The sequence below is a fragment of the Pseudomonas sp. EA_15y_Pfl1_P101 genome (assembly GCF_963970835.1).
Lineage (GTDB): Bacteria > Pseudomonadota > Gammaproteobacteria > Pseudomonadales > Pseudomonadaceae > Aquipseudomonas > Aquipseudomonas tritici.
In genome coordinates this window covers 91,468-114,996 of record NZ_CAXAPA010000019.1, presented here as the reverse complement: position 1 = coordinate 114,996, position 23,529 = coordinate 91,468, and the positions used below count along the sequence as shown (strand labels likewise).

The following is a 23,529-nucleotide window of genomic DNA, read 5'->3' as shown; positions in this document are numbered from 1 at the left end:
AAGAACGCGGTCTGGCTGAAGGCGGTGCTGATCGTCTGCAAGAGCGCGGTCTGGCTGAAGGCGGTGCTGATCGTCTGCAAGAACGCGGTCTGGCTGAAGGCGGTGCTGATCGTCTAAAAAAAAACTGTCTGGCTGAAGGCGGTGCTGATCGTCTGCAAGAACGCGGTCTGGCTGAAGGCGGTGCTGATCGTCTGCAAGAGCGCGGTCTGGCTGAAGGCGGTGCTGATCGTCTGCAAGAACGCGGTCTGGCTGAAGGCGGTGCTGATCGTCTACAAGGCAACAACGCTTAACCTCCCGCTGCTTGCGGGAACCCCAAACCGGCCTGATCAGCCGGTTTTTTTTCGCCCGCTATTAATGCAACTCACGGTCCACCCACAACACCGACTTGCCGACCTGAATTGGCGAAAGCCTGGCGCATAAGGCCCTGGCGTTGGGGGTCAACGTTGTGGCGCTGCGCCAAAGCCAGGCGCCATTCAGCGCGGGAGTGGAAGCCGCCAAGGATATACACGACCTGTTCGCCCGCGCCGATCACTTGATGGTGGCTGCGCCGCTGACCGAGGCCAAGCGCCATATCATCAACCGTGATGTGCTGGGCAGTGCTCAACATTGCACGGGGTGGGCTGCTGGATCAGGAAGCGCTGTTGGAGGCACTGGATAACCGGCAGGTCGGGCTCGCGTCAATGGGTGTGACCGAGCCGGAGCCGTTACCGGGTAAGCATTCGTTGTATACGCATCCGAGGGTGAGGTTATCGCCGCAGACTTCGGTGATTTCGACAAACAGCAAGCAGGAGATTGCCGGTACATTCCTGGCAGATCTGGACCGGCTTATTTCCGGTAGCGAACTGGCGAATCCAGCTAACGCCTGACACGGTAAACATGTGGGCGCTGGCTTGCCTGCTCCCACATTGATTGAGGTGTCTCTGAGCAATCATTTGATGCGGTAGTGGAAGGTGTTGCGCACTGCCGGCACGGGCACGGGTTTTCCATCGACAATCCTTGGCTGATAGCGGAAGGTATTTGCCGCCGCCAATGACGGTCGCATGAACAGAGGGTGGCAGCCCTCCAACACCTTGGGGTTTTCCACACGGCCCTGAATGTTGACGGTGTATTCCACCGAGCAGTCGCCTTCGACGTTCTTGTCCAGGGCACGCTCGGGGTAGTCCGGCGCTTCCTTGCTCAAGGGCTGGTATTGGCGGCTGTCAAACGCAGGCGCGGGCGCCGGGGGTGCGGGGCGTGCACGTTCAGCGGCGAGGCGCTCCTGGGTCAGGCGTTGTTGTTCCAGCTCGCGGTTGCGCTGCTCGGTGGCTAAACGTTCCTGTTGCTGCGCGACCTTCTTTTCCTCGACCCGTTTGCGCGCCAAGGCGGCTTTCTCAAGTTTCTGCGCCTGGATCTGAGGGTCAACCGTAGGCTTCACCGGCACAGGCACGACAACGGGCTCCGGCGTTGGTGGAGCTGCAACGACCACTGGTTCAGGCAAGGGAGCCGGTGCCGGCGGCATCATCACCAATTGCGTATGCATCACCCTCGGCGCCTCCACCACCGGCTTCTCGGCCGACCAACCCAGCATCAGCGCCGCCACCACGCCAACATGCAGGGCCACCGCCAGGCCTGCCGCGAAGCTGTTTCTCCAGAACCCGGAAGCCTCCCGGGGTGCCACCGTCAATGTTGGACTGTGCATGATCATCGCCGTCATTGCGGGGCCTCGGTCACCAGCCCCAGGTTGCTGACACCACCCTTCTGCAACACCGCCATGGCCGATACCACACGTCCGTAGCCGGCGTTATCGTCAGCGCGGATGTACACCTGAGTGTCGCTGCGCGCCGCCACCACCTGCGAGATCTTGGTGCCCATTTCATCCAGGCTCACGGCACTGTCGGTCTGGTGTTGGGTGTCGAGTTCGCCCCCGAGGTTCCAGTAGTAGCTGCCATCGGCCTTGACGGACAGCGTGAGGATTTGCTGGCGCGTGTCGGTGGCCAGTGCCTCGGCGGCGACCTTGGGCAGTTCAATCTTTACGCCCTGGGTGAGCATCGGCGCGGTGACCATGAAGATGACTAGCAGCACCAGCATCACGTCGATATAGGGCACCACGTTCATCTCGGCCTTGGGCCCGTGCTTGCGTTGCGGCCTGGTTAACATCGGCTTGCTCCTTGTTCAGGCGGCCACGGCCAGGTTGATCGGCGTACCGCGCAAGGTGCGGTGCAGGCGCACTTGCAGTTCATTGCCGAAGGCGTAGTAGCGGGTGAGCAAGGTCTGGCCACGCGCCGCGAAGCGGTTGTAGGCGATCACCGCCGGGATGGCCGCAAACAGACCAATGGCCGTGGCAATCAGCGCCTCGGCGATACCCGGCGCCACCGTCGACAATGTGGCCTGCTGCACCTGGGACAAGCCGATAAAGGAGTTCATGATGCCCCACACGGTGCCGAACAAGCCGATGTAGGGGCTCACCGAGCCCACGGTCGCCAGGAATTGCAGGCCTTTTTCAAGCTCGATTTCCTGCTCGGTGATCGCCACCTGCAAGGCGCGTTCGACACCTTCCAGCACGGCCGGATCATGAGCGTGCAGATGCTGGTATTCCTGTACCCCAGCGATGAAAATCGGCGCAATACCACCCTCGCCCGCCTGCACAGTTTCGCGGTACAGCGGTTGCAGGTCAGGCGCAGCACGAAAGCGCGGCACAAAGCCTTTCAACTGGCGCTCCAGGCGCCGCAGCACACTGGCGCGCTGAATAATCAAGTACCAACTGAGTAAGGACGCCAGCAGCAAAGTGACCATCACCGCCTTGACCAGCAGGCTGGCGTCGCTGATCAAACCCCATATCGTCATATGTTCCATCGTCGCGTGCATTGGTGAACTCCTATTCGATTAAAAAGTGATGACGGGTGGATGACGCTTCACGGCAATTTCAGCGCGCGAGTGACATCGGCCCACGGCACAAACTTGAAGTTCTGGGTCTGCTCGGGCATGCGCTTGCGCCCGTCCTGCACCACCAGCATGCCTTTGCTCCACGGCCCGCCGAGGTTGATGGCGGTGACTTCCAGGCCATCGGTTTCCGAGGCGCCGTCGATCCCGGCAGCCGCATTCAGGCCGACGCGGAATGCACCGTGCATGGCAAACGGCGGTTCGGCATCCACCACCAGGTAGCTGTCATTGCCCTGACTGGAAATCACCAGGTAGTCACGCTCATTACTCTGGTACAGCGCCAGCCCCTCGACATCCGCATGCAGTTGCGGGCCGACCTTGATCACGCTGGTGAGCGTGGCGGGTTGGTCGCCGCGGGCATCCACCGCCCACACACCCACGTCTTCCTCTCCCAGGAAAAGACGCTGGCGCTGGTCGTCAGCCACGCAGCCTTCGGGTTGACTGTCGACTTTGAACTGGCGCACCAGCTTGCCCTGCACCCGACCGTCCGGCGCGCTCAGGCGGTATTGCAGGAAGGTGCCGTCCTTGCCGTTGGCGATCGCGTAGATCTCACCGCTGGCGGGCTGGAACAGGCAGATGCCGTAGATTTCCTTGAGCGGCGTGGGCACTTCACCGGCTTCGCGCAGCTCGCCGGTTGTGCGGTCGATGCTGAACAGGCTCAGGCTGTTGTGATCGCGGTTGCTCGCCACGGCGAGGTCGACCGTTTGAGCGCCGAGCTTGAAGTTGGGACGGACATCGACGTTGTTCAGCCGACCGACCGCCAGTTCCTGCAACAGCTTGCCGTCGAGGTCATAGGCCAGCAGGCCCTGCTTCTTGTTGGTGCCGAGCACGCGGCTTCTCTCGGGTTGCTCGGGGTGAATCCAGATTGCCGGGTCATCCGCCGCATCGCCCTGGCGGCCGACCGGGTCGGTTTGGCGCACAGCAGCGACTTCAGGTAGCACTGGCTCCACCGTCACCGGCTTGGCCTGCCAGTTGACTGTGCCTTGGTAAAGCTTGCCAGTGTCGTCATCACGCACCAGCACTTGCTGGCCATTGATGGTCAGTTGCTCCGGTTCTTTGAGGCCCGGCAGCGTCAGGCTGGCGTGTTCGATCCAACGCTCACCGTTGTGTTGGAACAGGTGCAGTTGGGCGGTCTTCGGATCAAGCGCGACCACTGCGCCCGACACCAACGCCATAGCGCCGGCTTCGCGCTTGGGATTGTCGAACAGCGCCACGGGCGTGCGTTTTACCTCAGCCTCAGGGTGCGCCGGGTAAGCCCACCAGCCGACGTTTTCTTCATTGACGACCAATTGTTGGGTGGCATCATCCACCTGGCAGAACTGCGCCGAGGGCGGCAGCGGCACACCGCGTACGCGTTGTGGCTCGCTCACCAGCGTCGAACCGTTACCCACCAGCCATTGCTCGCCCTTGCCCTCCTCGCCTACCAGGAACACATACAGGTTGGCCGCCGCGTCGCGGTACAGGCACAGGCCGTTCACCGCGTAGTCGCGGGTGGGCAGGTACAGCGGCTTACCAAAGCTTTTGCGCGAAGGATCAAGGCTGACCAGCAGCGCTTGCTGGCGGTCGTTGTCGAGGCTGGCCACCAACACCTGGGCGCCGGCGGCGCGGGTGTCAAGGCCGGTGAAATTGCCTTTGAAGCGAGCCAGTTCCACGCCTTTGCTATCGAGCAATTGCAGGCCGTCGCGGGGGCTGGCAGCGAGGCGTTCGGTGGCGTTGGGCAGGAAGGCAATCGCTTCGGCGTTGAGCCTTGGTGCCCAAGGGGCCAGGGCCAGATCGGCGGCGACTACGTGGCCACAGGAGGCCAGGGCCATCAGCAAATACAGCTTGGAAATTCTCATGAACAAACAAATCCTTCGAACACAGTGAAGATCAACGGTGGGAGCTGGCTTGCCTGCGATGCAGACACCTTGTTGTGTCAGGCAGACACCGTCGATGAAATCGCAGGCAAGCCAGCGCCCACATTTTGAAATGCAGTACTTATTAGAAATGGGTAAAGGTCAGGCCCACTTTGTAGGTGGGGCCGTACTCCTCGTACTGGCCGTTGTAGCTGCGGTGGCCGGTGTAGACGAAGTACGACTCATCGGTGAGGTTCTGGGCCTCGAAGCTGACTTGCAGGTTCTTGGTCAGCGAGTAGCGCGCGCTGAAGTCGACAAAGGTCTGCGCATCAACGTGCAGGTCATGGGCCTTGTCGTTGATCGAGGCCAGCTCGTAGAGGTAAGCCGATTTGTAGTTGGCCGACAGGCGCAGGCTGAGCGTGTCGTCCTCCCAGCCGAGCATCAGGTTGCCCACGGTGTCGGACTGGTTGGGCAGGCTGATGTCGCGTTTGCGGCTGGAACCGCTGGCGGCATCAAAGCCTTCGATATTCGCACTGGAGCGGCTGAAGGTGCTGTTGGCGCCGATCAGCAGGCCATTCCAGGGCGCGGCCAGCCAGTCGAACTTCTGTGAGTAGGCCAGTTCCAGGCCGTACAGCTTGGCGCTGTCGCCATTGGCGTAGGTGTGCGCCTCGGCGAAGTTGGTCCAGGCGCCGGTGCCCGCTACGTCGGTGTTATAGACGAAATTCTTGATGTCTTTGTAGAACACGAACGCCGAGACGGTGCCCGCGCGCCCCATGAAGTGCTCAATGCCCAGGTCCAGGTTGCTCGACTCCAGGGGCTTGAGGTCCGGGTTGCCAAAGGTGGCTTCGTCATCGTCGATCACAAAACCCGGAGCCAATTGGCCAAAGGTTGGGCGCACCACGGATTTGGTCCAGGCCGCACGTACTTGCGTGTTCTTGTCGATCCGGTAACGCGCATGCAGGCCCGGCAGCCAGTGGTGATAGCGCCGCTTGGTTTCGGTGGCAGTGAACGCGCCGTCGGTGGCACCGGTGCCCTTGGCTTCGAACTCGGTACCCTCGTAGCGCAGGCCGGCGATGAAGCGCCAGTCATCAATGTCGACGGTATTCATCAAGTAGCCGGCGTTGATGTCTTCGCTGATGGTGTAGTCGTTGACCCGCGATTCGGTCTCGTCATAGAAATCCGCAGCGTTGAGGCTGCCGATCAGTTGCTTGATGCCGCTGGCGCTGATGCCGGGGCCGTAGTTGCCGAGGCGGTAGTCGACGTTGCCCTTCTGGAACTGGGAGAGGTTGAGCGAGTCGGCCGTAAAGCCGAAGGTATCGAAGTCTTGGTAGACCCAGGCCTCCAGGTCGTTGTCCTTATTGCGGCGGCTGACCTTGCCGCCGAATTTGACCTGGGACGCATAGCCGCTCAGGTCGTAGTCGCGGGCCAGGTCCAGGCGCAGGTTTTTCTCGGTGTCCTTGGTGTTCTGTTTTTCCCAATCGACTTTGTCGAGGGTGAAGTTTCTGGCGTCGTAGAAGCCGCTGCCGATGATCGGGCGTGGCTTGTCCTTGTCGTAGAAGCCGCTGTTGGCAACGTCGCCGCCGTCGAACGTAGCGCCAGCGATGTGCGCCGGGCTGTCTTCGCTGGACTGGCTGTAGCCGGCCTGGCCGCTCAGGGTCCACAGGCCAAGCATGCGTTCGCCGCCGAACACGTAGGACTGGATTTCCTGGGTTTCTTCACGGTTTTTCAGCTTGCGCTTGGCCTCGGCATCGCCCAGCTCGCCGGGCGCTTGGGGGTCGGCAAATTCGAGGCTGGTGGAGTTGCGGGTCTCGGTGTCTTTGTAGCGGCTGTACAGGGTGCGCAGGTAGTAGCTGCTGAGGTCATCGGGTTTGTAGTCGAAGTTCAGGCCGCCGCCCGCGCGTTCGCGGCTGATGTCGTAGTCGCGTTGTTCGAATTCATTGAGCTTGGCGCCGTTGGTGAAGTCCCAGGCGCCGCCGGTTTCGACGTTGTCCGAGCCGAAGTCACGCTTCTGCCAGCTCAGCGCTGCGGCCACGCCGAAGTTGTCGATGCCGTCGCCAAGGCTGAAACGGTTGCTGGCGGCGCCGGAGAATTTCGGGCTGGTCTGGCTTGTATTCTTGTCGTAGCTGGCTTCGGTGCTGCCGGTGTAGAACAGGCCTTTGTGATCGAAGGCCGAGAGGCTTTGCACGTCAACGGTTCCGCCAAGGGAGTTGGCGTCCATGTCCGGGGTGAGTGTCTTGATCACCGACAGCGACTGCACCAACTCCGACGGCAACACATCCAGGGCCACGGCACGGCGGGCACTTTCCGGGGCGGGCACCAGGGTGCCGTTGATGGTGACGCTATTGAGGTCCGGGCCCAGGCCACGCACGCTGACGAAGCGCCCTTCGCCCTGGTCGCGCTCGACGCTGATACCGGGCAGACGCTGCGCCGCTTCGGCGACGTTTTCATCCGGCAACTGTGCCACGCCGTCAGCATGCACCACGCTCTTGATGCTGTCGGCACTGCGCTGTTCCTTGAGCGCCTGGTCAATGGCAGCAGCCTGGCCGATCACTTCGACGTGCTCGGTGTTGGTGGCCTCGGCTGCGTTCAGCCGCTCGCTGGCCATCGCCAGGGTCAAGGCAGTAAGCGTGAAGCTGACGAGCCCGGTGCGCTTGTACATGCAATCCTCCCCAAGAATCCGTTGGCGCCAGGCAAGAGGCCCGGCAACTGGGAGGGCACGCTAGGGGTGGGGGATGACGATTCTGTGACAGGTCTGACGTGTGAAGCCCTTAAACCGGGGTTTAGCGCGAGTTCGAGCATACAAATGAGCTGAAATGACCTCGGTCAAACTGTGCGGGCTTGCTCGCTCCCACATTTGAACGGTGTTTGCCTGTGGATTGTGTTTATGCCGTGAGCTGATTCGACCCCTCCCCACCGTCACGCAACCGTCACATCCATCTGCTGTGCTGGCGCCCACGACTGAATCATCAGAGGACTCGCGGCCATGTTTTCCGTGCTCAAACCCCACCGCTGGAAACTCTCGCTGCTGCTGATCGCCGCCAACCTCGGGCTGATCCTGCACCTGGCCTGCGGCGAGTTGAAAAGCTTCAGCGAGTGGGTGTGGCTGGACATCTTCGGCGAAGGCGGATCCGCGCTGTTGGCATTGGTCTGGCTGGGCCTGGTGCTGAAGAGCCGCCCGGCCGGGCGCGTCACCAACTACCTGGCGCTGGGCCTGTCGTGCATCTTCTTCTCGTGGTGGATCGACAGCCTCGACGAATTCATCCGCCTGCCTGACAGCATCACCTGGGACCACTGGCTCGAATCCGGGCCGATGCCGGTGGGCATGATCCTGCTGACCATCGGCATCTACCACTGGCATCGCGAACAACTGGCGATCAGCGCGCAGATGGAAAAGCGCGAGCGGCTGTTCCGCGAGCATCGGTTGTTCGACAAACTCACGCCGCTGGCCGGCGCCGACTATCTCAAGCGCCAGTTGGCCGACAGCCTGCAAGATAGCCTCGACCAGCAACAACCGCTGTCCTTGCTGGCTCTGGACCTGGACAACTTCGCCGCGATCAACCAGGCCTACGGGCATGCCGAGGGTGATGCAGTGTTGCAGGCCCTCAGCCATTTGCTGTTGCTCAACCTGCGTCGCCAGGACCTGCTGTGCCGCCTGGCCGGCGATCGTTTTGTGGTACTGCTGCCCAATACCGGCGAGCGCCAGGCCAAGGAGCTTGCGCTGGAGTTGCAGCAAGCAGTGCGCGGCCTGGCGCACAAGACCCGGCAACAAGGCGAACGCCTGCAACTGGCGGCGACCACCGCGGTGGTGATGGCACTGAACGAGCCGCCCCACGATTTGCTCAAGCGCCTTAACCTGGCGCTGGCCCATGCCAAGCAGCCCCTGGCGAAAAGTGCCTGAGATGGCCGTTAAGACCAACTGGTATGAAGCCGACAGCCGCTTCATACCCGGGCACTATCAACCCGCCACGCTGATCGACCTGGCGTTGTCCCGGGACATCGACAGCCATCGCCTGCTGCGCGGCACCGGGCTGTTCCACGAGGATATCCTGGCCGGCAACGCGCGACTGAGCCCACAACAGTTTCTCGGTTTGATCGGCAACAGCCGCAAGTTGCTGGACGCCGACGACAGCAGCTTCCTGTTCGGCCAACGCTTGCTGCCCGGCTATTACGGCGCGGCCAGCCATGCCCTGGGCCATGCGCAGAACTTGCATCAGGCCCTGGAAATCCTGATCCAGCAACAGGTGCTGCTCAGCCCGTTGGTCACGCTGCAACTGGAACTGGATGAGCACCATGCCTACCTGTACTGGCTGGACAGTTGCGGCGCCGGCGAGCACTGGCGCTTTTTGCTCGAAGCCAGCACGACCTCGCTGGTTGCCATGAGCCAATGGCTGAGCGGCGAGCGTCTGCCGTGGGCGTGCAGTTTCAGCCATGCCGAGCCGCGTTATGTTGAGCAGTATTGGGTGCATCTGGGCGAAGAAACGCGCTTCGAACGGCCGCTGGACATGATGAGCATCCCCCGCGAATACCTCACCCGCACGTGGCCCGGCGCCTCGGCCACGGCCGGCCAGGTGGCCCGCCGACAAGCCCGCGAGCAGATCGAACAGTTGGGCTTTGCCGGCAGTTTTCTCGACTGCCTCAACGACTACCTGCGCGAGCAGGTGCGCCAGCCTCCCAGCCTGGAACAGGCCGCGCACGCCTTCGCCATGAGCCCGGCGACCCTCAAGCGCAAGCTGCACAAACACGACACCGGCTTTCAGCAGCAGGTGGACCGCGTGCGCAAGCAGGTGGCGCTGCACCTGTACCAGGTCAAGGGTTACAGCAATGATGAAGTGGCGGCGTACCTGAACTTCAACGATGCGGCGAACTTCCGCCGCTCATTCAAGCGCTGGACCGGCAGTACGCCAAACTTGATCCGGCAGTTGTTCAACAGCCGCTAGCCAGGCATTCACGCAGGAACTCCACCAGCGCCTGCACCGGTCGCGAGCTCTGCCGGTGTTGCGGGTAAACGGCCGAAAGCGTCAGGGCTTCGGGGGCGAAGTCATCCAATACGCTGACCAGGCGGCCGTCCTTTAACGCATCGCCGACGATAAACGTCGGCAGGTACGTCACGCCCAGCCCGGCGATGGCGGTATCGCGCAGCAGGTCGCCGTTATTGACGCGCATGCGCCCGCTGACATTCAGCGCCTGCACCTTGCCTTTGAAGCGCCATTGCACCTGGCGGCCATGGCCATAAGGCAGGCAATCGTGCTGGGCCAGGTCCTCGGGCTGCAACGGCGTACCGCGCAGGGCCAGGTACCCGGGGCTGGCGCAGTACACCCGTGGGATGCTGGCAATACGGCGGGCGATCAGGGTGGAATCTTCCAGGGTGCCAATGCGCAGCACCAGATCGTAGCCCTCGCCGATCAGGTCCACGGGGCGATCGCTTAAGTCGACTTCCACCGACACCTGCGGATGGCGCTGCAAAAACTGCGGCAACAGGCAGCCCAAATGGGCCATGGCAAACGACAACGGCGCGCTGAGGCGAAGGGTGCCGCGTGGCTCGCTGTTCTGCCCGGCAATGCCCTGCTCCACTTGCTCGACGTCACTGAGCAGGCGCAACGCGGATTCGTAATAAGTCTGGCCGAGTGGCGTGACATCCAGGCGGCGTGTGGAACGGTTGAGCAGGCGCACGCCCAGGCGATCTTCCAGCTGGATCAGGCGGCGGCTGACGAACTGCTTGGACAGGCCCAACTGTTCGGCGGCGGCGGTAAAACTGCCGGACTCCATGACCTGGCAGAACAGGCGCATGTCTTCGAAGGGGTTCATTGTCGCTTCTCGGTGGACATTTGTGGTTTTTATAACGGGTATGTCGCCACACCACAAATCAAGTGTGGGAGCTGGCTTGCCTGCGATAGCGGTGTGTCAGCCAACATTGCTGTCAGCTGACACACCGCCATCGCGGGCAAGCCCGGCTCCCACAGGGTTCAGCGGTGTTCTGTGGCGCAGCTTACTTGGCCGTAAACGCCGAGTAGCTGTTCATCAGGTTGCGGTAGTTAGGGATGCGCGGCGACAGCAGGTTGGCCAGGCCTTCCATGTCGTTGCGCCAGTCAACTTGCAGCTCGCAAGCCACGGAGAACCAGTTCACCAGTTGGGCACCGGCGGCGGTCATGCGCGCCCAGGCCGCTTGTTGCACGGTTTCGTTGAAGGTGCCCGAAGCGTCGGTGACCACGAACACGTCGAAGCCTTCATCCAGGGCGCACAGGGTTGGGAACGCCACGCAGACGTCAGTCACTACGCCGGCGATGATGATCTGCTTGCGGCCGGTCGCCTTGACGGCCTTGACGAAATCTTCGTTGTCCCAGGCGTTGATCTGGCCAGGGCGCGGGATGTAAGGCGCGTCCGGGAACAGGGCTTTGAGCTCTGGGACCAGTGGACCGTTAGGGCCGCTTTCAAAACTGGTGGTGAGGATGGTCGGCAGATTGAAGAACTTAGCGACGTCGGCCAGGGCCAGTACGTTGTTCTTGAATTCGTTCGGAGAGAAGTCCTGTACCAGCGAGATCAGGCCGGTCTGGTGATCGACCAACAGGACAACGGCGTCATCTTTGTTCAAGCGCTTGTAAGTCATGGGGTAACTCCTGTGGGATGTAGGGGATTCAGAAAGCAAAGCACGAGCAGCCAAACGCACCCCAGAAACCCTGGAAGTCGCTGACCGGCACGCTGGAAAGACGCGCCTTTTCATGGCTGTGGGCATGCACGCCGCACGGGCCGCTGCATTGGTGAACTTGAGCTTGCAAAGGCGAACTTGGACGCCAGTGACCCGGCACCTTGACCACCGGCGACCAGTCCGGCAGCACCGGAACCCGTGGCGGTGCGTAATCTTCGAAATCGCCGGCGCCGTAGACCACCTTGCCGCCGACCACGGTCAGTACCGATTCGATCCACTTGATGGCTTCTTCATCGACACTGAAAAAGTCCGCCGACAGTGCCGCCACATCCGCCAATTGCCCAACCTTGATCTGGCCCTTCTTGCCCTGTTCAGACGAGAACCAGGCGCTGCCATGGGTGAACAGTTCCAGCGCGGTGAGGCGCGGCAGGCCTTCGGCGTGTAGCTCCAGGCCGCCGACGGTGCGGCCGCTGACCATCCAGTACAACGAGGTCCATGGGTTGTAGCTCGACACCCGCGTGGCGTCAGTGCCGGCCCCTACCGGTACGCCTTCGGCCAACATGCGCTTTATCGGCGGCGTGGCTTCGGCAGCTTTGGCCCCGTAACGCTCGACGAAGTACTCGCCCTGGAACGCCATGCGGTCCTGGATCGCAATCCCGCCGCCGAGGGCACGCACGCGCTCGATGTTTTTCGGGGTGATGGTTTCGGCGTGATCGAAGAACCACGGCAAACCGTTGAACGGGATATCGCGGTTGACCTTCTCGAACACGTCGAGCATGCGCGAGATGGATTCGTCATAAGTTGCGTGCAGACGGAACGGCCAGCGCTGCTCCACCAGATGGCGCACCACCGGCTCCAGCTCCTGTTCCATGGTCAGCGGCAAGTCGGGGCGCGGCTCAAGGAAGTCTTCGAAGTCCGCCGCCGAAAACACCAGCATCTCGCCCGCGCCGTTGTGGCGCAGGTAGTCATCGCCCTGGTGCAGGGTGACGCTGCCAGTCCAGTTTTTGAAGTCGCTGAGTTCTTCCTTGGGCTTTTGGGTGAACAGGTTGTAGGCGATGCGCACCGTCAACTGTTCGTCCTTGGCCAGTTGCTCGATCACCGCGTAGTCATCGGGGTAGTTCTGGAAACCACCGCCGGCATCAATGGCGCTGGTGAGCCCCAGGCGATTGAGCTCGCGCATGAACTGGCGGGTCGAGTTGACCTGGTATTCCAGCGGCAGTTTCGGGCCCTTGGCCAGGGTCGAATACAGGATCATCGCGTTAGGCCGCGCTACCAGCATGCCGGTGGGATTGCCGTTGCTGTCACGCACGATCTCGCCACCCGGCGGGTTTGGCGTGTCCTTGGTGTAGCCGGCCACACGCAGCGCGGCACGGTTGAGCAAGGCGCGGTCGTAGAGGTGCAGCACGAACACCGGAGTATCCGGCGCGGCCTGGTTGAGTTCTTCCAGGGTTGGCATGCGCTTTTCAGCGAACTGGAATTCGTTCCAGCCACCGACCACACGCACCCATTGCGGCGTAGGGGTTCGATCAGCCTGGTCTTTGAGCATGCGCAAGGCATCGGCCAGGGACGGCACACCTTCCCAGCGCAGTTCAAGGTTGTAGTTCAGGCCCCCACGGATAAGGTGCAGGTGCGAGTCATTGAGGCCAGGGATGACGGTGCGGCCCTTGAGGTCGATGACCTTCGTGCCGCTGCCACGTAGCGCCATGGCTTCACCGTCGGCGCCTACGGCAACAAATCGCCCCTGGCTGATGGCGACAGCGGTTGCACGTGGGTTCTCACGGTCCACGGTGTGGAACTGGCCATTGAACAGAATCAGATCGGCGTTCATAGGGTTTCCTTAACAGAGGTTTCAAGCCAGGGAGCGAACAGGCGGGTAGCCGCCGGCATCAGCAGGTACACCACAAGCACAACGATCGTCACGGTGACCAGGAAGGTGGCGACTACATAATTGGAGAGGAACGGGTGCAGGCGCAGTACCGGTCCCCAGATGATCGGCACCAGCAGGGTCAGCGGCAGGATTACAAACAGCGTGACCACTGCCTGCTTCCAGCGGGGCGGCTTGGGGGTGTTTTCAGTTTCGGGGTTGAACCAAAATTCGTTGACCGTGCCGATTTCGGTGTTGTCGCCGTCGGCGAGCATCGGGGCGGCTTCGGCAATCAGGGTTTTGCGCTCGGACGAGTGGAGCCAGGTTTCCAGGTCGTCGGTGGAGCGGTAGCGCAATATGCAGGTGAACATCGCCAGCTTGCCTTGCTTGCCGCGGACCACATCGACGCCCAGATGGCCAGGACGGTCGCCGGCGATGCGCACGATGCGGCGTAGCCAGGCTTCGTAATCGGCTTCACGGCCTTGTTTGATCAGGTGTTTGACCACCAGGGTGACGACTTCATCGGAGCCTGGTTTTGGTGCTGGGTCCATGGGGTGCCCCTCTGCCTTGATGTTTCAGCGGTGAGGCTAGTTTGCAGGGGTGTGGGGTGGGGAAAATTGGATGTACGTGCTGTTTGGGGGGGGTTGGGTTGGGTTGGGTTGGGTTGGGTTGGGTTGGGTACACATATCCGTTATTTAGGTCACGGCCACCTATGGTTCCGCTCTTACAGCGGGTCACTTTCGAAAAGCGCGAAAGTAACCAAAGCGCTCTTGCCCCAACACTCGGCACCTCGCTTAGGCTCGGTGTGCCCGTAATCCATGTCGAATTCCGGCCAGCGTGTTTGACGGGGCGCCTAAGATCAAGATCACAAGCCAGATCAAGAGCAGATCAAGAGAAGGTTGATATCTGCCTGATGAATGGAGATCCAAATTGTGTGAGCTGGCTTGCCTGCGATGCAGGCAACTCGGCAGGACGCCGGGTTACCCACGGATTCAAGCCTTCGTTCGGGCACACCGAGCCTAGGCGAGGTGCCGAGTGTCGGGGCAAAGCGTTTTTGGTTACTTTTTGCGCTCTTCAAAAAGTGACCCGCTGTAAGAGCGGAACCGTAGGTGGCCGTGACCTAAATAACGGATATGTTTACAAAAAACAGCGCTTCACCCCGGCAACGGAATCACCCGCAACGCCCGCACCGACTTATAAGAAAAACTGGAGTAAATCTCCTTAACACAAGGCAACGTCTGCAACACCTCCCGCGCAAACTCGCCAAACGACTCTAGATCCTTCGCCACCACTTCAAGCAAAAAATCATACCGCCCCGACACGTTGTGACACGCCACAATCTCCGGAATCTCCAACAACCTTTGCTCAAACGCCCGGGCAATTTCCTGGGTATGACTCTCCATCATGATGCTGACAAATGCCGTCACCCCATACCCCAGCGCCTTGGGCGAAAGAATCGCCTGATACCCGCTGATCACCCCGCTCTCTTCCAGGTTTCGCACCCGCCGCCAGCACGGCGAGGTGGTCAGGGATACGCGGTCGGCCAATTCGGCCACTGTGAGCCGGGCGTTGCCTTGCAACGCGTTTAAAAGAGCCTTGTCGGTACGATCCAGACTGACGGGCATAACGTGCCTCTGTTCGTTATTTTTATAGGACTTTCATCCAAAAATGCAGGAATTAGCAGCAAATAATGCAACGTTCATCTCTGGTTATGAGCATAGCATTGTAGGAAATAGGGAGCGCCCGACATGAACAATAAACACAATGCACTCGGCTTTTCTACCCGCGCCATCCACCATGGCTATGACCCCAAGGACCACCACGGCGCGCTCGTGCCACCGATTTACCTGTCAGCCACCTTCGCTTTCCCTACCGCCGAATATGGCGCCGCCTGTTTTGCCGGTGAAGCCAGTGGCCACTTCTACACACGCATTTCCAACCCGACCCTGGCGTTGTTGGAATCGCGCATGGCGACCCTGGAAAACGGTGAGGCGGCGGTGGCATTCAGCTCCGGCATGGGCGCGATTGCGGCGACGTTCTGGACCCTGCTGCGGCCCGGCGATGAAGTGATCGTCAGCCAGACCCTCTACGGCTGCACCTTCGCCCTGCTGCACCATGGCATCGGCGAATTCGGGATCAAGGTGCGGCACGTCGACCTGACTGACCTGGCCGCCCTGCAAGCCGCACTCTGCCCCGCCACCCGCATGATCTACTGCGAAACCCCGGCCAACCCCAACCTGCAACTGGTGGATATCGCCGCCGTGGCGGCTCTCGCCCACCAGCAGCCCAACGTGACCGTAGTGGTCGACAACACCTACTGCACGCCCTACCTGCAGCGCCCCCTCGACCTGGGTGCCGATGTAGTGGTGCATTCGGCGACCAAATACCTCAGCGGCCACGGCGATATCACCGCGGGCATTGCGGTGAGCAACCAGACCCTGGCTCAGCGTATTCGCCTGCAAGGTCTCAAGGATCTGACCGGCGCAGTGATGTCGCCCCAGGACGCCTCGCTGTTGATGCGCGGCCTCAAGACCCTGGCCCTGCGCATGGAGCGCCATTGCAGCAACGCTCAGGCGGTGGCCGAAGCCCTGCAGGCGCACCCGGCCGTGGAGCGGGTGACGTATCCAGGGCTGCGCGCCTTCCCACAATACGAACTGGCGACGCGCCAGATGAAAATGCCCGGGGGCATGATTGCCTTTGAACTCAAGGGCGGCCTCGAGACGGGACGTCGTTTCATGAATGCACTCAAGCTGTTTACCCGCGCGGTCAGCCTGGGCGACGCAGAGTCACTCGCGCAGCACCCGGCGAGCATGACCCATTCCACCTACACTCCGGAGGAACGCGCCCGGCACGGGATCAGCGAAGGGCTGGTGCGTCTGTCGGTGGGGCTTGAGGACGTTGCGGACTTGCTGGCGGATGTGCAGCAGGCACTGGCCAAGTGCGCGCGCGCCGCGCCGCGTCGTACTCAATTTGTGAGTGTTTGAGCCGATCTTTTCAGATTGGATCCCCTTCCCGCCGCCACGCTGTACTAGCATAGGTCCCGGCGGGAAGGACTATCACGGCAGGTTGTTCGCATTGGCTAGCCTCTCAATCCCCGCCGCTATAAAGCCGAGTACCTGCACGCCTCATGGACGAATTGATGAACGCACACTTGTTCCCTCATATTGGCAAGGTCATCGCCAGCACCGGCAGTCGCCATTTCCCACGCATGCTGCATGACCTCATCCTCACCCAACTGGCAGTGGACGCCACCCATATCACCCAATTGCAGGTCAGCACCGACGGGCACCCCCGCCGCAAGATCAGCCCGGTCTATACCGACTCGGTGGCAACCCTGAACGGGGAACGGCACGCCGCGCAATTGCACCTCACCCGCCACAAGGACGACGTACGCTACGTGCTGTCGGTGTATCGCTCACACCCGTCAGACAATTTCTCGCCGCAGGAACGCAGCCTGCTGCAGGACTTCTCCACACTGCTGTTGCCCTTGGTGGAAAAGCACATCGCGGCAATCCACCCGTGCCGTCAAGACCGCGACCCGGTGATGCCGCAAAACCAGGCTATCGAAACCCTGCGCCGGCGCATTGAAGAGCGGTTGGTACAGTCGGGGTTAACGTTGTCCAACCGTGAGCTTGAGGTGTGCCTGGGGCTGCTGGCCGGGCGCACGGCGCCGGAGCTGGCAGAGCAGTTGGCATTGAAAGTCAATACCATTGAGAGTTACTTGAAACGCGCAGCGATCAAGCTGGGGATCAGTGGGCGGCATTCGTTGTTGCGGTGGCTGTATTCGACGGAGGATGACGCGGCTGCACATCCATGAAGCACCGCTGCCCCTAGGGCGCTGGCTTGTCGGGGCGCAGCCGGGCACTCAAACCTCGCGCGGCTTCAGCTTCAGATGCCGCGCATACCAGGGCCGCTTTGGCACTCGCTTGAATAGCCCCTGCAACATGCCGTCGTCTTCGCCAAAGGTGATCCGCAGCGCCAGCTTCATGGTCTCCGGGTCCATTTCCATCGACCGCCCCCTCTGCAACCCCGGCGTCGTACTGCAGCCATGCGTGTCCGGACCCAGCCACGGGTCTCCCACCTCGACCCAGCGGCCCGGCGCGAACCAGGCCACGCCGTTGACTTGCATGCGGCGGACTTCACCCGGATTGAAGCGCTCATGGGCGCGAAACCAGTCTTCGATACGGTCGTCGATCCAGCCGTGAAAGTGCCAGAACACCGGGTTCACGTGGGAGGAAAATGGGTCGCCGAGAAAGTCGTTCTGCGCCGTGTACCAGCGTGGGGCGAAGTCGGACGGGGCACGGGCGAACGGCACCGGCGCACCGTTGGAGGGGTCACGCGGCACCGAGGCCCAGCGCATGTGCAGCCAGTCGTGCAGGCCCAGTTCCATCTCTGAACCCAACTGCCCGAGTGTCAGTTTGGACAAATAGCGGGGGTCGCGGTACTGCGACTCCCACACCTGAAAGTTGCTGTGATAGGTCTCAGCGGCCTTGATGTCGCTGACCCACTGGGTGTAGGCGCTGTCATCCGGCGCCGACCACGTGGGCGGCAGCGCGAAGCCGTCGTGGTTGTCGAAGTAACGCAGGAAGCCCAGTCGATCACGCTCCAGCGCCGGCTGCGGTTCGGGGAATTGCGGCCACGAGGGCAAATCCTGCAGGGCGCGCGCGGTGCCGAGCATGTGCCGGTGCATGAAGAAGAAGTCGATGCCCGAGCCGTTGCGGTCTTTGCGCGTGCCCCGGGCGTCGCGCTCCTGGCCCCGCGGGCCGGGTTGCCAGCCGATGCCGCGCAGAGCGTCGCGTTTTTCTTCGGAGAGTTTGTGCCATTGGTCGCGGGTGGCGTGCCACAGTTGGTGGAACAAGCGGTGCTCGGGAGCAATCAGCCAGGCCAACAAGGCCGGGTTGAGGCCGATGCGTTCGCGCGCTTCAGGAAACGCTTGCTTGTGGGCGATAAAACGATTGTCGCGCTCAACCAGCGCGAGCGGCCGGTCCAGCTCAAGAATCTGCCCGCTGAGGGTGCCGCTGCCGGCATTGGCGAAGTGGGCCCAGACCTCATCAAGGGTCATCTTGAATTCGTAGGCGGGTATGCCATCGGCCGAGTCGCGGTCGATCAACCGCCAATACAGCACGGCACCCTCACCCGTCAGCAGGTCCCCGAGCACCCGGTAACGAGGCTCACCCTCAGCGCGCAGGTTGGCGGCAGTGTCCAGGTAGCCGCGCAGGCCGCGCCCCCGGGGGGCAATGTCGAGCAGCAACATCAGGCCTTGCAACGGTAAGCGCTTGAGGCCCGCGTCGCGACCTTCCAGTCGTAGGTTCCAGACCCCTCGCAGGGTGTTCGCCAGGTGCTGGCCGGCGGTGTCGGCCAGGTCCACCGTGGCTTCGCCGGGGGTGATGGGGAATTCTTCTTCGCGCGTCAGCTCGCGATGGGCATAGAAGGCTGCTGGCACCGCAGCGCCTGTCAGCGCCAGGCCTGCGATGAACCCACGTCGAGAGATGGTCATTGTCTACCTTAGGAAACGGCTTTATCAGAGCTAGAACGTTTGCACGCCGGGGAAATTTACCGGCGCGCCCTCGCCGCCTAAATTTCCCCGCCCATCACTCGTTCTTCCCTGATAGCAAAGGCCTCAACTGACTGAGATGGCAATGACAAAACCACGTTCGAAAAAGGCGTTGTATATCGGCTTGCCGCTGGCACTCGCCATTGGCGCCGGGGCCGGCTTCCTGGCCTGGGATCACTGGTTCAGGGGCAATGCCGGCTACCCGCTGGAGGTGATCAAGCAGGCCAATGAAATGCAGGATCGCCTGTTGTCATTCGACAGCCATATCACCGTGCCCCTGGATTTCGGCGGCATCGACAACGAGGCAGACAAAGATGGCAACGGCCAGTTCGACCTGGCCAAGGCGGCGCGCGGGCGCTTGTCCGGCGCGGCCCTGACGATTTTTGGCTGGCCGGAAATCTGGAACGGCCCCAACGCCCCGCACAAGCCCACCGACGGTTTTGTCGAAGAGGCACGCCATGAGCAAGAGGTGCGCTTCAAGATCATCTCCGGCATGGTCCGCGACTTTCCCAACCAAGTGGGCATTGCCTACACCCCGGACGACTTCCGGCGCCTGCATGGCGAGGGCAAGTTCGCGATCTTTATCAGCATGCTCAATGCCTACCCCTTGGGCAACGACTTGAACCAGCTGGACCTGTGGGCCGCACGCGGCATGCGCATGTTCGGGTTCAGCTATATCGGCAATAACACCTGGTCCGATTCTTCGCGCCCACTGCCGTTTTTCAATGACTCCGCCGACGCACTCGAAGGTTTGTCGCCGATTGGCCAACAAGCCGTGCACCGCCTCAACGACCTGGGCGTGATCATCGATGTGTCGCAGATGTCGACCAAGGCCCTCGAGCAAGTGGCGCAGCTGAGCCGCACGCCGATGGTGGCCTCCCATTCAGCGCCACGCGCGTCGGTGGATATCCCGCGCAACCTCAGTGACAAGGAACTGCAACTGATCAAGAACAGCGGCGGCGTGGTTCAGGTCGTGGGGTTCCCGGCGTATCTACGCCCCTTGAGCCAGCCGACCCAAGACAAACTCAATGCCCTGCGCGCACGTTTCGACCTGCCTCCCCTGCCCAACCTGGCCATGGCCTTGATGCCGGGCGACGCGATCATTGCCGCCTGGCCCGAGCAGAAGTTCGGCCAATATGCCCAAGGCCTGTACGGCATTCTTGAAGAGGAGCCCAAGGCCACGCTCAAGGATTGGGGCGACGCCGTCGACTACACGGTGCGCAAGATCGGGATTGATCATGTCGGCATCGCCTCGGACTTCAACGACGGCGGCGGCATCCAGGGCTGGGACAACGTCGGCGAGATACGCAACGTGACCGCCGAACTGATCCAGCGCGGCTACTCCGAAGCCGATATCGCCAAACTGTGGGGAGGCAACTTCCTGCGCGTGTGGGACCAGGTACAAAAAGCCGCCAAGCCATTGGCCAACCGCTAATCACTTAGAAGCACGTCCATGACCGACCGCCGTACGTTCCTCAAGCAGGCGGGTGTATTTGCCGCCAGCCTGCCACTGGGCGCCGCGCTGCTCCCGCAAGCAATCGCCGCCAACACCACAGATGCCCCATGGACGGGCCTCAAGCAGCTGTTCAACCAAGACCCGGATTACCTGCACTTCTCCAACTTCCTGGTGGCTTCGCACCCCAAGCCAGTACGCGAGGCCATCGAGCGTTACCGGGTGCAGATCGACCGCAACCCAGGGCTGGCGATGGACTGGGACCTGCAGGAAACCTGGAAGCGCGAAGGCCAGGTGCGTGAGTGGGCCGGCCGCTATTTGCAGGCCACCCCCGCACAGATCGCCCTCACCGGCAGCACTTCGGAAGGGTTGGCGATGATCTACGGCGGGATCAAGGTACGGCCCGACCAGGAAATCCTTACGACCGTCCACGAGCACTACGCCACCCAACATGTGCTGGACTATCGCGTACTCAAAGAAGGCACCCAGGTGCGCCGGATCACGTTATTCGAGAGCGCCCACCGCGTGTCCGCTGACGAGGTGCTGGGCAATATCCAGCGCAGTATCCGCCCCAACACCCGCGTGCTCGGCATGACCTGGGTGCAGTCCGGCAGCGGCGTAAAACTGCCCATCGGCGAGATCGGCACGCTGGTGGATGAACACAACCGCAACCGCGACGACCAGGACCGCATCCTCTATGTGGTGGATGGCGTGCATGGTTTCGGCGTGGAAAACCTCGACTTTCCGGACATGCATTGCGACTTTTTCATCGCCGGCACCCACAAGTGGATGTTCGGCCCGCGCGGCACCGGGCTGGTCTGCGCCCGCGACCCCGAAAACAAATACGTGACACCGATGGTGCCGACCTTCTCCGAAGAGAAGGACTTCGCCACCATCATGACCCCGGGCGGCTACCACGCCTTCGAGCATCGCTGGGCGGCGGATGAGGCGTTCAAGCTGCACTTGCAACTGGGCAAGGCGCAGGTGCAGGCACGCATTCGTGGGTTGAATACCGAACTCAAGGAGCAGCTGTTGGCACAGCCGCAGATCGAACTGGTCACGCCGTGCAGCCCCGAACTGTCGGCCAGCTTCACCTTCTTCCGCGTCAAGGGAAGGGACTGTGATGCCGTCGCGGCCAACATGATGAAACACCGTGTGGTGATCGACGCGGTGAACCGTGATGTCGGCCCGGTAATCCGCACCGCCCCTGGCCTGCTCAATTCCTCCGATGAAATCCAGCGTTTCATGACCTTGCTTCGCCAGCAGGTGTGACGCTCACCCTTTTTTCTTTGAACGAGATGCCCATATGAATCCATCCCGACTCAAACCCCTCACGGCACTGGCACTGACCGCCCTGTGCGGCGCACTCCTGCCCAACCTGGCCCAAGCCGCCGCGCCGCAACCCGGCAAAGTGTTCAAGGACTGCAAGGACTGCCCGGAGATGGTGGTACTCCCCGCCGGCACCTTCACCATGGGCACCTCCGAGGGCGAAGTCGGCCGCGAGCCGGACGAAGGCCCGTTGCATGAAGTGACCTTCGCCAAGCCGTTCGCCATGAGCCGCTTTCATATCACCGCCGGTGAGTGGGACAGCTACATCCGCCAGACCGGCGTGAACATCGCCGATGGCGACACCCGCCCCGGTCGCGAATGCATCGCCAGCAAGCCGCGTTACCCCCAGGGCCCACGCCAACCGGCGGTGTGCATGGACATGGATGACATCAAAGGCTATGTGGCCTGGCTGTCGAAAAAGACCGGGCAGCAGTACCACATGGTCAGCGAATCGCAGCGTGAATATGCCGCGCGCGCGGGCTCGACCGGGCCGCTCCCCTTCCCGTTCGATGAGGGCAAGGGCTACAGCATCGCCAAGCATGCGAACACCTATGGCCCGGCCGATGGCTACAGCTATTCCTCACCCGTGGGTAGCTACCCGCCGAATGCCTTCGGCATGTACGACATGCATGGCAACGTCTATGAGCGAGTGGCTGACTGCGAACATCCCAACTACATCGGCGCGCCTACCGATGGCAGTGCGTGGGTGGAGCCGAACTGCGAGGGCTACATGATTCGCGGCAATGACTGGGGCGAGGCGCCGGTGTTTTCGCGCTCGGGCAACCGCAACACCATCTACCCGCAGACGCGGGGGGATTGGATTGGGTTTCGGGTAGTGCGCGACCTGTAACACGGACACCCTTCAATGTGGGAGCTGGCTTGCCTGCGATGGCGGCAGGTCAGCTAACATCAATGTGTCTGACCCACCGCAATCGCAGGCAAGCCAGCTCCCACATTTGGACCGCATGCCTCAGGAAAATTGCGGTCAGCCCTTCTGCGCCAACAGCGCCAACCCTTCATGCAACGCCGGGAACAGGCTGTTGTTGAAGTTGTTCCAGCGCAGCTCGAGGATGGTGTCGTCCGGCGCGACCTCGGTCTTGAGCACGTCGTGGAACACTTCGCCCGAGTCAATACCGTTGTCCACGTAGTGGAACGAGGCACCGGTGAGGTACAGCGGCTCGGAGGGCGTGGTGGTTTTGGTCGCCCAATCCGTGACCGTCAGCCCCCGCGCACCGTACAGGGCGTTCCAGGTGGCATAGGCGCCACGGCGCTCGTACGGCGATTCGATGCGGGTAATGCCGGGGTGGATGTTCATGATGCGACGGGCAAACGGCGCGCCCGGACGCACCAGTTCATCGAGAATCACCAGCAGGCCGTCGAGCACCACGATGTCCGCTTTCAATTCCACCAGCGTGTCGTGCAGGCGGCGCTCGAAGTCCTGCTTGCCGGCGATGTGTTCTGCGCTGCCCCGTGGCAAGCGCCGGTAGGTGGACGGCACGCTCAGCAGCAAGTCATTGACCAGCCGGCCCTGCACGCGCAGGTCGGCCGGGTACAGCCATTGGCGGCCCGGCTGGTAGGCAAAGCCGTAATCGTGGACCAACTGCTGGTCCCGTGGGTTTTGCTCGTCGTCGTCATACACCACGCCCACCAGGTTATAGGCCTCGCCCAGCGGTGTGTCGTTCAGCGCCCCCACCAGGGATTCCAGCACCGACATCATGTAGCGCTCGCGGTCCTTGTAGGCCACCGGCTGCCCGGCCTTGTCAGCCGCGGCATTGCGCAGGGACCACACGTACACCAGATTCTTTTTGGTCATTGTTTCACTCTCGCTGGATAGATCAGGCACGCGCCAATGCGCGTGCGCCTACACCACAAGAACGAACCAGCCCCCACGCAATTTATCCGCCACCGCCACCACCGAGCGCACCGAGCTAA

At 61.9% G+C, this 23,529-nt stretch carries 20 protein-coding genes and 1 pseudogene; 9 read left to right on the top strand and 12 right to left on the bottom strand.

Annotated elements, in window-relative coordinates:
• Positions 1-141: 141 nt before the first annotated feature.
• Entirely contained in the window at positions 142-420 is a 279-nt protein-coding gene (locus tag AACY36_RS28455; protein ID WP_445262855.1) for a hypothetical protein, read from the top strand.
• Positions 398-866: pseudogene (locus AACY36_RS24945) on the top strand (NAD(P)-dependent oxidoreductase); the annotation flags it as partial. The gene AACY36_RS28455 and the pseudogene AACY36_RS24945, both read left to right, overlap by 23 nt.
• Before the next feature lie 62 nt (positions 867-928).
• Here AACY36_RS24945 and AACY36_RS24940 read toward each other — a convergent pair.
• From AACY36_RS24940 to AACY36_RS24920, 5 genes are all read right to left on the bottom strand, one after another.
• Positions 929-1,693, bottom strand: a complete 765-nt coding sequence (locus AACY36_RS24940) for an energy transducer TonB (RefSeq protein WP_339428481.1) — start codon at positions 1,691-1,693, stop codon at positions 929-931.
• Positions 1,690-2,136, bottom strand: coding sequence for a protein TolR (gene tolR, locus AACY36_RS24935; RefSeq protein WP_339428482.1), 447 nt, complete (start codon positions 2,134-2,136; stop codon positions 1,690-1,692). Before tolR ends, AACY36_RS24940 begins: the two co-directional genes overlap by 4 nt.
• Before the next feature lie 15 nt (positions 2,137-2,151).
• Entirely contained in the window at positions 2,152-2,844 is a 693-nt protein-coding gene (tolQ, locus tag AACY36_RS24930; RefSeq protein ID WP_339428483.1) for a protein TolQ, read from the bottom strand.
• Between the two features lie 47 nt (positions 2,845-2,891).
• Complete coding sequence (locus AACY36_RS24925; protein ID WP_339420411.1) at positions 2,892-4,757, bottom strand: phytase; 1,866 nt, start codon at positions 4,755-4,757, stop codon at positions 2,892-2,894.
• Between the two features lie 142 nt (positions 4,758-4,899).
• Positions 4,900-7,413, bottom strand: coding sequence for a TonB-dependent receptor (locus tag AACY36_RS24920; RefSeq protein ID WP_339428484.1), 2,514 nt, complete (start codon positions 7,411-7,413; stop codon positions 4,900-4,902).
• Positions 7,414-7,737: 324 nt separating this feature from the next.
• On the opposite strand from AACY36_RS24920, the gene AACY36_RS24915 reads away from it, so the two are divergent.
• Entirely contained in the window at positions 7,738-8,652 is a 915-nt protein-coding gene (locus tag AACY36_RS24915) for a GGDEF domain-containing protein (protein ID WP_339420409.1), read from the top strand.
• A gap of 1 nt (position 8,653) precedes the next feature.
• Entirely contained in the window at positions 8,654-9,691 is a 1,038-nt protein-coding gene (locus AACY36_RS24910; protein WP_339428089.1) for an AraC family transcriptional regulator, read from the top strand.
• Here AACY36_RS24910 and AACY36_RS24905 read toward each other — a convergent pair.
• The 5 genes from AACY36_RS24905 to AACY36_RS24885 form a co-directional block, all read right to left on the bottom strand.
• A complete protein-coding gene (locus tag AACY36_RS24905) occupies positions 9,678-10,559 on the bottom strand; it encodes a LysR family transcriptional regulator (RefSeq protein ID WP_339420407.1) in 882 nt (293 codons plus the stop codon). The two genes, AACY36_RS24910 and AACY36_RS24905, sit on opposite strands and share 14 nt — an antisense overlap.
• Positions 10,560-10,740: 181 nt before the next feature.
• Positions 10,741-11,358, bottom strand: a complete 618-nt coding sequence (gene ycaC, locus AACY36_RS24900) for an isochorismate family cysteine hydrolase YcaC (protein WP_339420406.1) — start codon at positions 11,356-11,358, stop codon at positions 10,741-10,743.
• A 28-nt stretch (positions 11,359-11,386) separates the two neighbouring features.
• Positions 11,387-13,225, bottom strand: coding sequence for an amidohydrolase (locus AACY36_RS24895; RefSeq protein ID WP_339428090.1), 1,839 nt, complete (start codon positions 13,223-13,225; stop codon positions 11,387-11,389).
• Complete coding sequence (locus tag AACY36_RS24890) at positions 13,222-13,812, bottom strand: antibiotic biosynthesis monooxygenase (RefSeq protein WP_339420404.1); 591 nt, start codon at positions 13,810-13,812, stop codon at positions 13,222-13,224. Before AACY36_RS24890 ends, AACY36_RS24895 begins: the two co-directional genes overlap by 4 nt.
• A gap of 603 nt (positions 13,813-14,415) precedes the next feature.
• Entirely contained in the window at positions 14,416-14,886 is a 471-nt protein-coding gene (locus AACY36_RS24885) for an Lrp/AsnC family transcriptional regulator (protein ID WP_016976082.1), read from the bottom strand.
• A 123-nt stretch (positions 14,887-15,009) separates the two neighbouring features.
• Between AACY36_RS24885 and AACY36_RS24880 the strand changes: the two genes are divergently transcribed.
• Together AACY36_RS24880 and AACY36_RS24875 are read left to right on the top strand one after the other, a co-directional pair.
• Entirely contained in the window at positions 15,010-16,245 is a 1,236-nt protein-coding gene (locus AACY36_RS24880) for a methionine gamma-lyase (protein WP_339420403.1), read from the top strand.
• A 155-nt stretch (positions 16,246-16,400) separates the two neighbouring features.
• Positions 16,401-17,078, top strand: coding sequence for a response regulator transcription factor (locus AACY36_RS24875; RefSeq protein WP_339420402.1), 678 nt, complete (start codon positions 16,401-16,403; stop codon positions 17,076-17,078).
• Between the two features lie 48 nt (positions 17,079-17,126).
• Here AACY36_RS24875 and pvdP read toward each other — a convergent pair whose 3' ends face one another.
• The gene (gene pvdP / locus AACY36_RS24870; protein WP_339420401.1) at positions 17,127-18,758 is read right to left on the bottom strand and encodes a pyoverdine maturation tyrosinase PvdP; all 1,632 of its coding nucleotides are present in this window, start codon (positions 18,756-18,758) and stop codon (positions 17,127-17,129) included.
• A gap of 142 nt (positions 18,759-18,900) precedes the next feature.
• Here pvdP and pvdM point away from each other — a divergent pair, with 142 nt between their 5' ends.
• From pvdM to pvdO, 3 genes are read left to right on the top strand one after another with little or no spacing between them, the layout of a single operon-like run.
• Positions 18,901-20,250 (top strand): pyoverdine-tailoring dipeptidase-like protein PvdM, encoded by a 1,350-nt coding sequence (pvdM, locus tag AACY36_RS24865; protein ID WP_339420400.1) that lies wholly within the window; start codon positions 18,901-18,903, stop codon positions 20,248-20,250.
• 18 nt (positions 20,251-20,268) lie between these two features.
• The gene (gene pvdN / locus AACY36_RS24860; protein ID WP_339420399.1) at positions 20,269-21,540 is read left to right on the top strand and encodes a pyoverdine-tailoring periplasmic protein PvdN; all 1,272 of its coding nucleotides are present in this window, start codon (positions 20,269-20,271) and stop codon (positions 21,538-21,540) included.
• A 34-nt stretch (positions 21,541-21,574) separates the two neighbouring features.
• Entirely contained in the window at positions 21,575-22,447 is an 873-nt protein-coding gene (pvdO, locus tag AACY36_RS24855) for a dihydropyoverdine dehydrogenase (RefSeq protein WP_339420398.1), read from the top strand.
• A 135-nt stretch (positions 22,448-22,582) separates the two neighbouring features.
• On the opposite strand, the gene AACY36_RS24850 is transcribed toward pvdO, so the two are convergent.
• Positions 22,583-23,410: a N(5)-hydroxyornithine transformylase PvdF gene (locus AACY36_RS24850; RefSeq protein WP_339420397.1), complete on the bottom strand. Its 828-nt coding sequence runs from the start codon at positions 23,408-23,410 to the stop codon at positions 22,583-22,585.
• Positions 23,411-23,529 lie beyond the last annotated feature (119 nt).